The sequence below is a fragment of the Microbulbifer celer genome, from assembly GCF_020991125.1.
Lineage (GTDB): Bacteria > Pseudomonadota > Gammaproteobacteria > Pseudomonadales > Cellvibrionaceae > Microbulbifer > Microbulbifer celer.
Genome location: NZ_CP087715.1, coordinates 55,988 through 70,742, shown reverse-complemented (window position 1 = coordinate 70,742; position 14,755 = coordinate 55,988). Strand labels below are relative to the sequence as shown.

The 14,755-nt window shown below is 55.4% G+C and carries 9 protein-coding genes; 2 read left to right on the top strand and 7 right to left on the bottom strand.

Going from position 1 to position 14,755, the window contains the following annotated elements; translation table 11 throughout:
• Positions 1-10: 10 nt before the first annotated feature.
• The 6 genes from LPW13_RS00285 to LPW13_RS00260 form a co-directional block, all read right to left on the bottom strand.
• Complete coding sequence (locus tag LPW13_RS00285; protein WP_230437455.1) at positions 11-1,165, bottom strand: family 16 glycosylhydrolase; 1,155 nt, start codon at positions 1,163-1,165, stop codon at positions 11-13.
• 248 nt (positions 1,166-1,413) lie between these two features.
• Entirely contained in the window at positions 1,414-2,577 is a 1,164-nt protein-coding gene (locus tag LPW13_RS00280) for a helix-turn-helix domain-containing protein (protein ID WP_230437454.1), read from the bottom strand.
• Positions 2,578-2,584: 7 nt separating this feature from the next.
• Positions 2,585-4,243 carry a glycoside hydrolase family 43 protein gene (locus LPW13_RS00275; RefSeq protein ID WP_230437453.1) on the bottom strand — a complete coding sequence of 553 codons (1,659 nt, stop codon included), beginning with the start codon at positions 4,241-4,243 and terminating at the stop codon, positions 2,585-2,587.
• 2 nt (positions 4,244-4,245) lie between these two features.
• On the bottom strand, positions 4,246-5,793 hold the full coding sequence (locus LPW13_RS00270) for a tryptophan halogenase family protein (protein ID WP_230437452.1): 1,548 nt from the start codon (positions 5,791-5,793) through the stop codon (positions 4,246-4,248).
• The gene (locus LPW13_RS00265) at positions 5,790-7,346 is read right to left on the bottom strand and encodes a tryptophan halogenase family protein (protein ID WP_230437451.1); all 1,557 of its coding nucleotides are present in this window, start codon (positions 7,344-7,346) and stop codon (positions 5,790-5,792) included. The genes LPW13_RS00270 and LPW13_RS00265 overlap by 4 nt, the downstream gene beginning before the upstream one ends.
• A gap of 85 nt (positions 7,347-7,431) precedes the next feature.
• A complete protein-coding gene (locus LPW13_RS00260; RefSeq protein WP_230437450.1) occupies positions 7,432-10,575 on the bottom strand; it encodes a TonB-dependent receptor in 3,144 nt (1,047 codons plus the stop codon).
• A 401-nt stretch (positions 10,576-10,976) separates the two neighbouring features.
• Here LPW13_RS00260 and araD1 point away from each other — a divergent pair, with 401 nt between their 5' ends.
• Positions 10,977-11,972: an AraD1 family protein gene (gene araD1 / locus LPW13_RS00255; RefSeq protein ID WP_230437449.1), complete on the top strand. Its 996-nt coding sequence runs from the start codon at positions 10,977-10,979 to the stop codon at positions 11,970-11,972.
• A gap of 79 nt (positions 11,973-12,051) precedes the next feature.
• On the opposite strand, the gene LPW13_RS00250 is transcribed toward araD1, so the two are convergent.
• Positions 12,052-12,798 (bottom strand): FadR/GntR family transcriptional regulator, encoded by a 747-nt coding sequence (locus tag LPW13_RS00250; RefSeq protein ID WP_230437448.1) that lies wholly within the window; start codon positions 12,796-12,798, stop codon positions 12,052-12,054.
• A gap of 552 nt (positions 12,799-13,350) precedes the next feature.
• Between LPW13_RS00250 and LPW13_RS00245 the strand changes: the two genes are divergently transcribed.
• On the top strand, positions 13,351-14,736 hold the full coding sequence (locus LPW13_RS00245; protein WP_230437447.1) for an MFS transporter: 1,386 nt from the start codon (positions 13,351-13,353) through the stop codon (positions 14,734-14,736).
• Positions 14,737-14,755 lie beyond the last annotated feature (19 nt).

Genomic DNA, 14,755 nt, shown 5'->3' with positions numbered 1-14,755 from the left:
GAAAACTTCCTTACCACCAATAGACTGAAGCCCACGGAAAATCTCCTTCACTGGCTTCAAAAATGTAGTAGTCACCGGAGCCCTTCTGTGGCAAAGGCGCACCGGGAGAAGTCACTGCAGTACCGGAGCCATTCACGGTCACAGAAATCGAGCGCCCGGAGAAGTTCGAGACACCCCAGCCGGAAATCGAGTCCTGGGTACGGAAGCCGTAGGCTCCGCTGGTGTTGAAATTACCCGACTGCCCCCCAGAAACTACCGGGTACACATTACCGCCGCCCGAGCCACTAGAGGACGAACTGCCGCTCGACGAACTGGACGATGAGCTGGATGAACCAGATGAGCTCGATGACCCGGATGAACCGCTGGATGACGAGCTCGAGCTTCCGTTATTGTCCCCGGGAGGGGTTCCGTTGAAGCCTTCCTGTCCCTCGTGAGTCAGGGACAGCACCAGATAGCCGTTGACGGTCGCCACGTTGGCCGGTGCGAAATCCGCGCGGTTTTCCGCGAAAGTCCAGTCGGCCACGCCCCAGCGGTCGCTGTCGAACGCATTGAAGTCGTCCCGCCACTCAAAGGTGAAGCCCGCGCCGTTCCAACTGTGATACTCCACCCAGTTGACGAACATATGCACCGGCAGAATGCTGTCGTTCCAGGGACCGACCCAGGCCGGAATATTCGGTGGCCAGAAATTGAAGCGTGCCTGCGCGGGGCTGATCAGGTCGCCGGCCTGCCCGCCCTGCGTCTCTCGCACCACCTGCCCGTCCACCAGCCAGCGCACCCATTGGGGCGTCCATTCAATACTGTAGGTATGGTAGTCCTCGGCGAGAGACACACCGGCATTGTGCACCTGCTCGGAAGTGACCCGACTGTCCAGGCCGGTAATGATATTGCTTTGCCATTCGCGACCCTGATTCTTGCCGAAGACTTCAATATCGACCTCCTCCCAGGTCACGCCCGCAAGTTCAGAACCCTCTTTCCACAGGAAAAAATTGGAAATGATTCCGCTGCCTTCAGCCGCGCGCATCCGAAACACGTACTTACCGTAGAGTTGACTGTTATTGGTAAAAATTTCCGCGGCCTTATATGGCTTGGCGTCAACGGCCAAGGGTCCAAGTGCCACGACGGCAATAAGTGCCGCCCGTATTGCATGAAAGGTTGAGTGGAACATAGTCGCTCCTCCCTGAAGATACGAACAATGTTTATCTGAATCTGAAAAAGCCTCCAGTGCTCTCCCGAGCATCAATCCTGCATGCTCAGCGGCACACGGGTAGCTCGGCCCCCAAGCGCCTGCACCACATAGAACGGCTTGCCGATCAGGCGATGGCCCGCAAAGCCTGATACGCCCGCCGCAGTAGGTAAAGCTGCAATTTTTGTTCAACAAAAATTGAGACGCGCGGGGCTCCCATGACGCCACGTTCAATCGAGCAGGCCGGACAGGCAACGACGCCGGTACTCAGTCGGTGTAACGCCGGCAAACTTCTTGAAGAACCGATTGAATGTGGCTTTACTGTTAAAGCCGGATTTAGATGCAATATCCAGTACCGATTCGTCGCGATTCGCGGGGTCGGCCAGGCCGATTTTTGCCTCCTCCACGCGGTAGCTGTTGACGTACTCAAGAAAGTTGCATCCATACCGGCGCTTTATCGCCGAAGAAACCTGTCGCGGCGGAAGATTCACATGCCCGGCGAACTCTTCTACGGTCAGCCTGGGGTTGAGAAACAGCTTGCCACTTTCCATGGCTGCGCAGACCCGCTCTTCAAGGCGAGGGTCAACCGGCGCGGGGTCTTCGGTCTGAGCGGCATTCATATACTGACGGAGACCGCCGAAAACGCCCGAACTTAGCAGGCTGTAGAACACCAGGACATTGGTCAGTACAACGGTCATATAATTGCCGGTGACTCCCATCATGTCGCTGGCACCACTGGGCCGATATATGCCAAAGATGTGTGTAATGAGGCCCCAGAACCAGACCAGTAGGAATCCGCCGACCAACAGGTACAACCATACTAATAGGGTGCCCCTATTTTTCGAACGCTGACGTTTGAAAAGATCACAGCCGCGGGAGATAGTAAAAAAACAGGCTATCCCATAAGCCACCACAATGGATTTTTGCGTCGTCAAAAAAATGTCGTGATAACCACTCGTAAAATTGAAAATTTTCAGGCTAAGAACGAGTTCACCCTGAATATCTTCCGGGTGTCGGTGGTATGCAAAATAGAGATAAAGCTGTGCAGCAATTGCCGGAAGCAGGTGCAGTATATGCGTCCGACGAAATGAAAAGTTGCGACTTGTCATCAACCGCACATAAAAGTAGAGCGCAGGACCTTGCAGAAAATAGGCAAACCCAAAAAGAAAGAATAGATCAGGCGATAGATGAAACACCCAGTAGCGAAATGCTTCACCCCAGTACATGAGCGTATCGACCGCAACCAGCATGTTAAAAATCAAGAACATTGCTAGCAGCGTGTGTGCCCGTGGATTAATGCCTCGACAGGCCAGAAACAGTATTGCCAGCAAGCCGCACTCACCGGCAATAAACAAGAGTACGACATCATGAAAATTGAAAACAATACCGTTCATATTGAGATCATCGCCCTACGAGCGTATCCCCATATAGTGCCAAGCCAAAATCGCCCGCGTTCGGATCGTTTTCAATCAGTGATCGATCCTGATACGCAGCACCACCCGGATACGTATCGGTCTTCGTCCTACGCCAGAAAAGTGGCGCCGAACCGCGCACTCCCTGCAGTTCCAGAACATAGCTTCTACCCGCATGTAAAACAGGTTGGCGAGATTCGTCCAACCGCAGCTGAAGCAATCCCTGCGCTTGAGGTGTATAATTGATTTTCAGGTCGTGATCTGGGCCCAGAAGATTATTTCCTACTACGTACGAATACCTATCGTCCCTATTCGCGACATCTTCGTCGAATTCGTAAAGCGCCAGCGTCACCCCTTCAGATTCAGTGGTTCCAAGCCCGTCTCCGACGTACAGGCTGACCTCACGCAACCTGAAGTCGACATCCGGACGAAATACTTGCCCCAGGGTGGCGGCACCCTGATCACTACGATTGAAACTCTCCGGGATGATTGCCGTTTGGTAAGGATCACCGGTGGTCTGCAATACCGGTGTGCCTTTCCACTCTGTTGCCGCGATCGCGATATCCTGCGTGACTTGGATATCGCTTGTTATCGCGACCAAAGGACCTGCGGGATTAAAAACCGGCCCTTGGTAACTTTCTGGCGATTTGGGCGGGAAGCTCACGCCATCTTTGGTCTGCGTAATCGGTTTGATGGTGCCGTCTTCGTTGTAATAGAGGTACTGAACGGCAACAGACCGTCGGCCCATGGCCCCGGATACACCATCTATTGAAAGTTTGGCGTCGTGATAGAAGAAATACCACTGGTCCTTGTATTCGACGATGCCGGGGTGGATCGTAAAGCTATTTTCAGTGCGGTCGGTAAGGATACCCTGGTAGGTCCACTCGCCTGTAATTCGGGGCGCAGTGGCATAACACATTTTTTCATACATATTCTGATGCGCAAAGCAGGGATAGGTCAGGTAATACACGTCCTCGCGTTTGTGCAGCCAGGGCCCCTCGGTGTAATTGGGCAGGTATATTTCCTGAATCGGTCCGTCAAACTCAATCATGTTGGCCTTTAGCTTGGCCAGGTACAAATGCATGTTGCCCCAGGCAACCCAGGTCGTGCCGTCATCATCCGTAAATACGGTCGGGTCAATATCGTCCCAGTCGTGTGGATCTTCCGGCGTGGGGGTCATACCGTCATAGACCAGAGCGGAGCCTTTTGCATCCCTGAACGGTCCCAACGGGGAATCCGCGACGGCGACGCCAATAGCCTTGGCATTGTGTGGTGGTCCATGCTCCACGGTTGTGTAGAACCAGAACTTCCCGTCTTTTTCAATCACCTGGGAAGCCCAGGCGTCCCTGACAGCCCAATCAAAATCGGTAGGCTTCATAACCGAGTCGTGAAACGTCCAGTTCTTCATATCCGTGGTGGAGTACACGACCCATTCCGTGATATTGAACATCTGGCCTTCGCCGGCCTCGTCGTGACCAACATAAACATACAGGGTATCGTCAACGACCAATGGGGCTGGGTCGGCGGTAAAGATATTTCTGAAAATCGGGTTTTCGCCGGGCTTGAACGCTTGCGCGTATCCGCAGACGGAAAAAACAGTAAATATTGGCAACAATAATAACGTTCTTATAGTTTCTATCTTTTTCATAGTCATACTCGTACAGCACAGTGACGGTCGATATAGTCTTGATGTGTTGGCAGTGACATCGCGGTTTTTTCAACCGCGTCTTTCAGCTGTCGCATGTTGTATATAAGCGCGCGCTCGGGTATACGACTCACCAGTGCATCGTAATTCCGCGGCTTGATGCCCTGCCCCAGCATCACCGCCAGCCAGCTATGTTCAGTGAACAAATCTTCGGGATCGGGAATAATTCGCCCATTTGCGCGGAACATATCCAGTCTGCTCGCAAGGGTATCCGGGATCTCCATATTTCCGACATAGCGCCAGAACTCAGAATCGCTGCGCTGCGCGGCGTGGTAGTGCAGCACGATAAAATCGCGAATGCGCTCGTAATCCATACGCATCGCCCGGTTGTAATGCGCCACTTCGGCGGCATTGACGCCACGCCCCGGCCAAAGATTAATTAGCCGTTGGATCCCCACCTGCGCCAGGTGAATACTCGTCGACTCCAGTGGTTCGATAAAGCCACCGGCAAGGCCGATCGCAATACAGTTTTTTTCCCAGAAAACGCGGCGGTGGCCAGTGCGGAAACGCAGTGGCCGCGGGTCAGCGAGCGGGGTGCCCTCGGCGCTGTCGAGGAGCTGCCGGAGTGCCTCTTGCTCGTCGATGAAATCGCTAGCATAGACATAGCCGTTGCCGCTGCGCTGTTGCAGGGGAATCTGCCAGCGCCAGCCAGCCCGGTCTGCGGTAGCCCGTGTGAATGGCACCGCTGAACCAATCCGTGCGGTAGGGAAGGCGAGCGCGCGGTCACACGGCAGATAATGGCTCCAGTCGATAAAGTCACTGCCCAGGGCATCCCCGATCAACAGCGACCGGAAGCCACTGCAGTCGATGAACAAATCGCCGGCAATGGCCCGGCCATCACTCAAACTCACCGATCGGATCAGGCCAAGCTCCGGGTCTCGTGCAACATCGACCACCTTCCCTTCCACCCGGCGAACGTTTTTTTGCTCGGCGTAACCGCGCAGTAATTGTCCATAAAGGTTGGCATCAAAATGATAGGCATGGCGCATGGTCGACAGAATGGTGTCACTCTCCATACTCGGAGGAGAAAACCGACCTCGTGCCGCCGCCACCGAGCAAAGATTGTAATCATGGATTCTACCGGCGGTGTCGGCAGGTGCCGCGCCATTCTCCGACATGGCTTTCAGTCGCAGCCACAACTGATGAAAGGCAAATTCAGGGGTGTCGCGACCAAACAGGCCAAACGGGTGGAAGTATCGCTCCCCTGCGCCCAGCCAATCGACGAACTCGATCCCGAGCTTGAAGGTTCCTCCACAGTACCGCAGAACATCGTTCTCATTGAGCCCCAGAAAGCGGTTGAACTCGATTAATGTGGGAATGGTTGCCTCGCCGACACCGATCGTGCCGATCTCTTCGGACTCCACCAGTGTGACAGTCAGACCGGGCGGCGCCATACGTGCGATGGCCGCAGCACACATCCAGCCGGAGGTGCCGCCACCGACGATAACTACGTTCCTGACGAGTGCCCTATCGGACGCGGTATTCAAGCTCATCGCTGTGGCCCCCGCGAGGGGCGGAAGCCGCCGGCAACGACAGCGTCCACCAATGCGCGGTGCGTCGGCATGACCCTGAGCGCCTTGTCGCTCTGGCGACGGATGCTGTCAAACTCGCGCCGCGCGTCTTCATAAAAGCGCAGGGCGCCGGCACGGGGACCAATATCGGTCTGAAATCCCATGCCGTAGAGGATGTATTGCCAACTGGTCTCGTCGAAAATATCGTGGCTTGCATCCACGTCGAGAAAAGACGGCGGCCGGTGCCGCCATTGCGCCAATCGGTCTTGCAGGCTGTCAGAGATGGATGAGGGTGTACGGTTGTCGTGCCAGAATGCGGAATCCGTCCGCTGACTCAGGCAATAGTGCATTTTGATGAAGTCGATCACATGCTCATAGCGGGTGTTCATCTGCGCATTGAACTGCTTTGCGGCCAGCTCATAATCTCCCGACCAGGGAAACAGGCCACTGAGAATCAGCACGGCAACTTCGGCAAAGCTGATGCCGGTAGCTTCCAGCGGCTCAATGAAGCCCGCAGACATCCCAATAGCAACGCAGTTCTTGTGCCACTGCGTCTTGCGAAACCCGGCTTCGAACGACAACTTACGGTGCGGCAGGTCACTGGCACCTGGCCCCAGATATCGCTGTAGTGCCGCCAGCGCGGCGTCATCGCTGCAGTGATCCGAAGAATAGACGTGGCCAACACCTCGACGGCTTTGCAGGCCGATGTCCCAGATCCATCCGCTATTTTGTGCACTGGTATAAGTACAGGATGGAATCGGAGTGTCGGGACGATCGTAGGGTATCTGTATCGCCAGGGCGCGATTGCAGAACAGCTGATCGCGATAGGAAGTAAATTCCGATCCCAGTGCCTCACCGATCAATCGCGCCCGGGAACCGCTGCAGTCGATATAGAGATCCGCCTGCAGCTCACCGCTCTCCCGCGCCTGCAATGAAGCGATAGCCCCATGCTCGTCCAGGCGGACTTCGTCGATGGTGTCCACAATCCGCGCCACTCCCAACTCCATCGCACGGCGGCGAACCACCGCGGCAAACTTCACCGCATCGAAGTGATACGCGTAATTAAGCGGCCCGTCATAGTTCGAGTGGGTAATCAACTTCGGCGCACGCATCGCTTCAACGGCACGCCCCTGTACCGTACTGGCCTCTGCCCATGGCACCTTACCGGCAACACCGAGCAACCAATATGGCAATAGGTCCATATCCGTATGCTGTGCGTTCACCTGAAATGGATGCAGGAACCAATCATCGCTTCCAGTGCCCGGATTGGACTTCCAACCCTGGAAGCGGACGCCCTGCTTGAAGGTGGCGTCCGCCTCCCGGATCAAATCCGTTTCATCAAGACCGATGCGGCTGAGCGTCCTGCGGATGATTGGAAAGGTCCCCTCGCCAACCCCGAGGATGCCAATATCCTCCGATTCCACCAGGGTAATCGACGCACCGCCGGGCAGGTCTGCAGACAGCATTTGCGCGAGGTAGGCCGCGCTGATCCAACCCGCGGTCCCGCCGCCGACAATCAGGATTTTTCTGGTCATTGCGATCCCCCCAACTCACCGATACCCCGCGCCGAGGATGCGGGCGCGGGGCGACGCAGCGCCTCGAAAGGCACCTGGTGCGTCATTAGAACCTGACCCCCAGGTCCAGACTGTAGCGACGATCGGAAATAAAATGGCTACGCGTGACAAACTTGCCCGGCAGGACTTCCATTTCGGCTTCCGTGATCTCGTCGGTGATATTTGCCACGTTGAACTTGAGGTTCACGTTATCGGTGAACTGATACGCGATACTGCCGTCGAGACGACCATCTGCAGAACCGTATATGGGCAGCGAATACTGAATCGCTTCCGCTGACCCCGGAACGGAATAACTATTGGTGGTGCTGCTGTCATTTGTCGTGATCAGATAGCGATCGCGCCACTGCCAGGACAGACGTGCGCTGAACTTATCCCAGTCGTAAAGCATCGTCACGTTGTAGTTCAGCTTCGACATTCCGGGAAGTGGCAGTCCAGTCATGGTCGCGCCGGTCATATCGTACGCCAGCGAATCCGGTGCACTGCTGTCGATGTATGTGACGTTCGCATCGACACCCAGGCCGCTCAACCGGCCCGGCAGGCTGTCGAAATAAGTCCGCCCACCGAGCTCAACCCCTTTTACGGTCGATGTTTTGTACGAGTTGATTCTCGCCGCACCGTTAATTGGTCCATCGACAAATATTGCCTCTCCGCCATCAGTACTGGTGGATAACGGTTTATCCGCACTGAAGACGTCACTCGCGGCGTAGTCGACATCGTTATAGAGCACCTTATTGTCGATCGCCTTGTGGAACAGCGCCATATGCATGGTTGTCCCGCGGCTCGGATACCATTCAACCGAGAAGTCTTTGTTCAGTGAGATTTCCGGTTTGAGGTTGGAATTTCCCGAGGTATAGCCATAGCCAGTGAAAATACCGGGCAATCCGGAATCACTTCCCCCGCCGAGAGGGTTCTCCACGGAATTGATGCCGGCGCTACCCTGGGCGCGAATGTCTCCGTAGCTGGGTGGCGTCAATGTCTTGGTCAGCGCAAAGCGGAAGATCCAGTTTTCAAATGGATCGAACTTGATATTGAACGACGGCAGGAAATAGTCGCCGGTATAGCTCTCGGTACGATCAAAGGAACTGGTGACACTGGTCAGTGTCAACGGCAACTCTTCGCCCGGATGCGCTTCTCGCCAGGCTTCCAGATTATCGATGCCGCCGATCATTTCCAGTGAAGTCTTCGCATCTTCCAGGGTCTGGTAGTAGGTGGCACCACCGTTGAAAACAAAGTTCCCCACACTTTCCACTTCGTTGCGCACATAACGCACACCGACATTACCGGAAAAGTTAAGGAATGGATTCGTACTGGTGTTTTCAAACCCGACCATGGCATACGCCGATTGGGTATCCGGTCTCGTGGTACTGAAACTGGGCTGTAGCCCGAACGTCGGGTCAATAGGGTTGCCGTAGAGGTAGAAACTTTGCGTCGGGTCACTGCATTTAACCGGCAAATCGGGCGCGCACGCCGCATAGGTATTGAGCAGCCGCTCGAGCTGACTGCCTTTCAGGAGCGAAGGATCGGCGACATAGGCGGAAGTCGGTGCATCGACATCGCCTTTGAAGAAATCTGAAAACTCCTCAAGGCGGAAGTCACCTTCCGGCGCCGAGGCAACGAACGTTTGCGGCACGTCGTTCCAACCGCGCCCCGACGCCGACCACCAGGTGCCGACGAAACTATCGGATTCCTTGCGGCGTGCAACCCGCGCGCCCACGGCAGCCTTCCTGAAGAAGCTGTTGTCGATATCGTAACTCACGTCGAGAGTAACTGCGTCGGTGCGAGCTTCGTTGTCCTGGTTCAACCAGGCAAAGTTGGAAAGACCACTGGTCGCCGGATCGGCCTGAAACGAGCCATCAAAGCCGATTTTCGGACCTGATCCACTAGCGTCGATGTAGTGCTGAACCACGCCGGGCCCATTGAGACTGACACCGTACTTGGATGTATGCCTTTCGGTTTCGACGTGCTGGTAGGTACCGCGCACCTCCCACGGGCCAGACGCGTAGGTAAATCCCTGGCTGAAATCGCGGGCCTGGTTTTCCGAGGGCGTATGGTTGCTGGTGCTGCCCACCGGAATACCACCCTCTGGATCCGCACTGTTGATAATGGATCCGCGCACAAACACGCCGTCGTCGTCGACCACACTGCCTTTGGCCAAACCGATGGTGTTGCTGACCGGAGAGATATATTGGCTATCGCGAATACTTTCCCTGCCGGAAATAAATGTGGTGTGGAAGAATTCAAGCTCCTCCGTGGGGCGCCACTGAACCGCGCCGTAAAAACCTTCGCGGGTCCGTTCAAACTGGTCGCTACCGGCGAAGAAGCCGCCGGGTGCAAACGCGGTTTCCCCTTCATACTCGGTCTGGAAGTAGGGCTGGAAGCGGGCAAAACTGTTTTTGGCTTCAATACGTGAATAGGCGCCATCAACAAGAACACCGAATTCACCGATGTCGGTATCGAAGCGTGTAGAAGCCAGAATTGAAGCACTCGGGGATGTTTTTTCTGAGAAATCACCGTAGCTGCCGGACATCGCGGCACTAACCTGCGTGCCATCGAAATCGAATGGCATATATGTCTGCAGGTCGATGGTCCCGGCAACACCGCCTTCAATCAGATCTGCCCGACTGGCCTTGTAGGTGGTGACGCCCTTCAACAGCTCCGGGCCAATGTCAGACCAGCCGAGACCGCCCTGAAAAACTTCCCTGCCGTTGATGAGGCCCTTGGTTCCGCTCAGACCGCGGATCTGAAGCCCGGAGCCTTCAAACGTAAATTGATCCGGCGATCCGGATGACCGGACCCGGTTTATGGTGACGCCCGGCACGCGCTGCAGTATCTCCAGAAGCGAAGTGCTGGGGACTTTGCCGGCCTCATCCAGAACAATGGAATCACTGACGGTATCCGAGGCACGCTTTTGTTCCAGCGCAGTCTCAAGGGCCCTGCGCTGCGCGGTGACGGAGACCTCTTCGAGAGCGCCGGAGGCGATATCAGAGCCGTCACTTTCGGAAATAACTGTGGAGGTACCAGCCTGCTCACCCGACTCTACATCATTAGTTTCTTGAGCCAGTAGCGGTGACGTGCAGGCCATGATTGCTGCAGCCAGCAGCGAGCGCCTGAATAACAGGCCCCTGTCAACCTGGCCGGAGGAAGTGTTAGTGGAAACATCGGAAGGGGAAAACGTGTACTTATTATCCATTTTTTTGACAGCAACCAGCCGGGACAACCCCAGATGGCAGCCCTCTCCTCTTATCGCTATTTGCCGCTGTCCCCCCTTTACCACAACCCCAGGGGCATCAGGACGGCATGATTATTATTGATTTACGCCAACAGATGGTAGCGCTATCAAATATAGTTTCAGAGCAGCCACCATAAAGTCAATACTATCGTATGATAAATTTTGTGATTAATGTGGAAGTTCCGCACGGGCCACGCTTATCTCTACCAGTAGGTAGATTGCCAGCATAAGGATTGCGACAGAATCACCCCGCCCGGACTCATATCACCGATTGAATAAAGTATTATCATAATATATAAACTCAGATCCGCATGTTACTTGCGATCCTTGAGGCTCGAGCAAATAATTTAGGAAATAAAGCGATGAGACTGATCCAGTTCACTACCGAATCCGGCCTGCGCGCAGTAGGTGCCGTGGTCGACCACAATACCGTCGAACAGCTGAAAGGTGTCGAGAGCGTCTACCAACTGGCGCAACAGGCCCTGAGCAGCGGCACCCCACTGGAATCCCTGGCCACTTCCCTGCTTTCAGATCAACGCCTGGATTACCAGCAGATCATCGATGAAGGCCGCCTCTTGGCGCCCATCGACCACCCCGAACCCTCGTGCATGATGGTTGCTGGCACCGGCCTGACCCACCTCGGCAGTGCCGATACTCGCGCGGCGATGCACGCCCAGAACTCTTCCGGCAAAGAGGAAGAGATGACCGACACCATGAAGATGTTCAAGATGGGCGTCGAGGGTGGCAAGCCGGCCAATGGCGAAACCGGCGTGCAGCCGGAGTGGTTCTACAAGGGCGACGGCAATTGCGTGGTAGCACCGGAACAGGCCATTCCCAGCCCATCATTCGCTCTGGACGCAGGCGAGGAACCGGAAATCGCCGGTATCTACATCAATGACAACGAAGGCAACCCCTGCCGCATCGGCTTTGCCATTGGCAATGAACTGTCCGACCATGTCACCGAGCGCCAGAACTATCTCTACCTGGCCCACTCCAAGCTGCGCCACTGCTCCTTCGGCCCGGAACTGCTGCTGGGCGAGCTGCCGGCCCACATCGAGGGTACATCCCGCATCGTGCGCAATGGCGAAGTCATCTGGGAAAAGAACTTCCTGAGTGGTGAAGACAACATGTCCCACACCATCAAGAACCTGGAAGATCATCACTTCAAGTACGACAACTTCTGCCGCCCGGGTCACGTGCAGGTGCACTTTTTCGGTACCGCCACCCTGAGTTTTGGCGACGGCATCAAGCCGGCAGAGGGCGACCGCTTTGAGATCGAATCCGCCACCTTTGGCCGCACCCTGCGCAATCCACTGAAGATCGTGGAGCGCAAAATTCCCACCGTGAAAACCCTGTAACGGCGCAGCCCCCGGAAACAAAAAAGGCAGTCAACTGACTGCCTTTTTTGTTGGGTGACGCGTGGACCGCTACATTTTATTAAATGGCCACATCCACTTTGGCATCCATACTCTCCGCCAGCTGATCCAGCGCCTTGCGCGAAGACTTGGACAGCAGCGACTTCATTTCGAAGCGCGCACGCTCCGGGTCGCGATCTCGAATTCCCAGAAATACCGCATGGTGCCCCGGCAGAGAGGCCTGATAGGCAGACTCCTTGGAACTACTGATGCGGAACAGCCCCATCAGGGCGGTGCGGATCGACTCCCCAAGGGACACCATGAACTCGTTATTGGTGCCGCGCAGAATGGCCATGTGGAACTCGATATCGGTGAGGATCACTTCTTCCGTACCCGGTTCCGCCGCTTCCATTGCCTTGTAAGCCTGCTCCATTGTCGCAATCTGCTCGTCGGTGGCGCGCTTGGCTGCCAGCGCCGCAGAGTTGGGCTCAATCATTTCCCGCACTTCAAACAGGGACCGCAGGAACTCGGGCGTCGGGGTGGAATCAAAACACCAGCGCAGCACTTCGGAGTCGAACATATTCCAGAATTCGCGCGCGCGTACGCGGGTGCCCAGCTTGGGACGGGATTCGATCAACCCTTTGGCACTCAGGATCTTGAATGCTTCGCGCAGCGCGGTGCGGGACACATTCAACTCTTCGCCAATGGTCGCTTCATTGGGAATATATTCTCCCGGCGCATAATAGCCGGTCACAATGCGGGTACCGAGCTCATAGGCAACCCATGCGTGTACGCTGCGCGGGCGGTTTTCCCTGACTTGTTTCACCATATTATTCAATACCTAACTTTTGCTGACTTCAGCAATCAATCTGACGGGTCGCCTCCCTCTGGATGCGCTCTCTGAGAATCCTTCAAAGACTCTTGTCCGAACACGCCCACGGAATGCTGTGCCTGAAATAGTAAGGCCAGACGGATCGGAAACCTCAACAATCTGTCGATTCAGCTTACATTATGACAAATACGGGATGGCTGGCCGTCAGGTAATACCCATACCGCCCGGGGCGATGTCACTCGAAGGCCGCTTCCATGCTGATTTTTTATACACTTGCAACTGCAAAAGTGCTACAAATACCACAATTTCCGTCCAGTAGCGTCGAATCTGCGTGATTCGCCGGTCACGCGGGACGCAATATCAGCGCTAATGAAACCATGGTTATCCTGTGCAATTTACGCTGAAATGGCCGCAGTTAAAAGCAATTCCCGTATCGCCGCCCGTTTTGACATTGATACTACAATAATATATATATCACCGCCGAGCCAAAACAATAATCGGGCGCATCGATAAGTAGAAGCAGATAAGCGATACCAGAGAGAAATAACAATGCAGCAGTCGAATAAGCTATCCGTGGTCGAAAAAGTCGGCTTCGGCGCCGGCGACATGGCAGTCAATGTGATGATCGCCGCCATGTTTTACTTCATGCAGTACTTTTATACGGATATATTCGGCCTCAAACCCGCCCATGTGGGTACACTGTTTCTCGCCGCGCGCTTTGTCGATGCCCTCAGCGACCCGTTGATGGGGCTACTGACAGACAAGTTCAACGGTCGCCTCGGTCGCTTCCGTCCGTACTTCCTCTATCTGTCCATTCCCTATGGTTTTGCCGTCTGCCTGCTGTTTACCACACCGGACCTGGATTATAACGGCAAGCTGATCTGGGCCTACGTCACCTACCTGTTCGCTACCCTGATGTTTACCGGTGTAGCCATCCCCTATATCTCCTACATCGGGGTGCTCACCAGTGACCCCAAGGAGCGCCTGTCAGCCAACGGCTACCGCATGTTTTTCGCCAAGATTGCCAATGTGGTGATCGTAGCCTCGGTGCCGGTGCTGGCGCAGTGGTGGGGGGGCGACGATACCGCCAAAGGCTACCAGCTGGCTATGGGCTTCATGTCGCTGGTGGGCGTGGGCCTGCTGATGATGTGCTTTTTCACCACCCGTGAACGGGTCGAACATGTGGTGGATAAAAAGCCCTTGGGTGAGCAATTCAAGCTGCTGGTCCAGAACGATCAGTGGCTGGTACTCGCCGGGGCCTGCATCCTGGGTACCATCGGTTACGCCATGCGCGGCGGCGTGGCTTTCTACTATGCCATTTACTACCTCGGCGGTACCGAGTCCCTGGCGGCCCAGTTCACCAGTGCCGGGATTGCCGCCTCCATCGCATCCATGGTGGCGTCCACCTGGATTACCAAACGGTTCTGCAAGGTCAAGCTGTTCAGTTGGTCGCAAGTGCTGGTGGGTATTCTCAGTCTGATGATGTTCTTCGCTGTATCGCCCGGTGATATCGCGCTCGCCTTCGCGATCTACATTGTGCTGTCATTTGTCGTTGACCTGCATGCGCCGATTTTCTGGTCCGCCATCGCCGAGGCTGTGGATTACGGAGAAGCCAAAACCGGCAAGCGCGTTTCCGGCCTGGCATTTGGCGGTATCTCATTCTGTCAGAAGGCCGGTGCCGGCCTCGCAGGCTTTATTACCGGCCTGCTGTTGACTTACTTTGGCTATGAAGCCGGCCAGCCCCAGAGCGAGTACACCATGACCGGCATCGCACTGATGCTGACGGTCATCCCCGGAGCCTTCCACTTTCTGCTGGGACTGCTGATGCGCAGGTACATCATTACCAATGAGTATTACGACCAGCTGAAACAGGGCCTGATTGAACCCAAAGCCGAGGACACTGCGGATCCCGTACTGAATCCGTCCGCCTCGTGAACCGTCGTCACCCAAATTT

What these genes read in the sequence shown, in the direction of transcription:
- LPW13_RS00285 (WP_230437455.1), bottom strand. Translation starts at nt 1,165, where the DNA reads ATGTTCCACTCAACCTTTCATGCAATACGGGCGGCACTTATTGCCGTC.
- LPW13_RS00280 (WP_230437454.1), bottom strand. Translation starts at nt 2,577, where the DNA reads ATGAACGGTATTGTTTTCAATTTTCATGATGTCGTACTCTTGTTTATT.
- LPW13_RS00275 (WP_230437453.1), bottom strand. Translation starts at nt 4,243, where the DNA reads ATGAAAAAGATAGAAACTATAAGAACGTTATTATTGTTGCCAATATTT.
- LPW13_RS00270 (WP_230437452.1), bottom strand. Translation starts at nt 5,793, where the DNA reads ATGAGCTTGAATACCGCGTCCGATAGGGCACTCGTCAGGAACGTAGTT.
- LPW13_RS00265 (WP_230437451.1), bottom strand. Translation starts at nt 7,346, where the DNA reads ATGACCAGAAAAATCCTGATTGTCGGCGGCGGGACCGCGGGTTGGATC.
- LPW13_RS00260 (WP_230437450.1), bottom strand. Translation starts at nt 10,575, where the DNA reads ATGGATAATAAGTACACGTTTTCCCCTTCCGATGTTTCCACTAACACT.
- araD1 (WP_230437449.1), top strand. Translation starts at nt 10,977, where the DNA reads ATGAGACTGATCCAGTTCACTACCGAATCCGGCCTGCGCGCAGTAGGT.
- LPW13_RS00250 (WP_230437448.1), bottom strand. Translation starts at nt 12,798, where the DNA reads ATGGTGAAACAAGTCAGGGAAAACCGCCCGCGCAGCGTACACGCATGG.
- LPW13_RS00245 (WP_230437447.1), top strand. Translation starts at nt 13,351, where the DNA reads ATGCAGCAGTCGAATAAGCTATCCGTGGTCGAAAAAGTCGGCTTCGGC.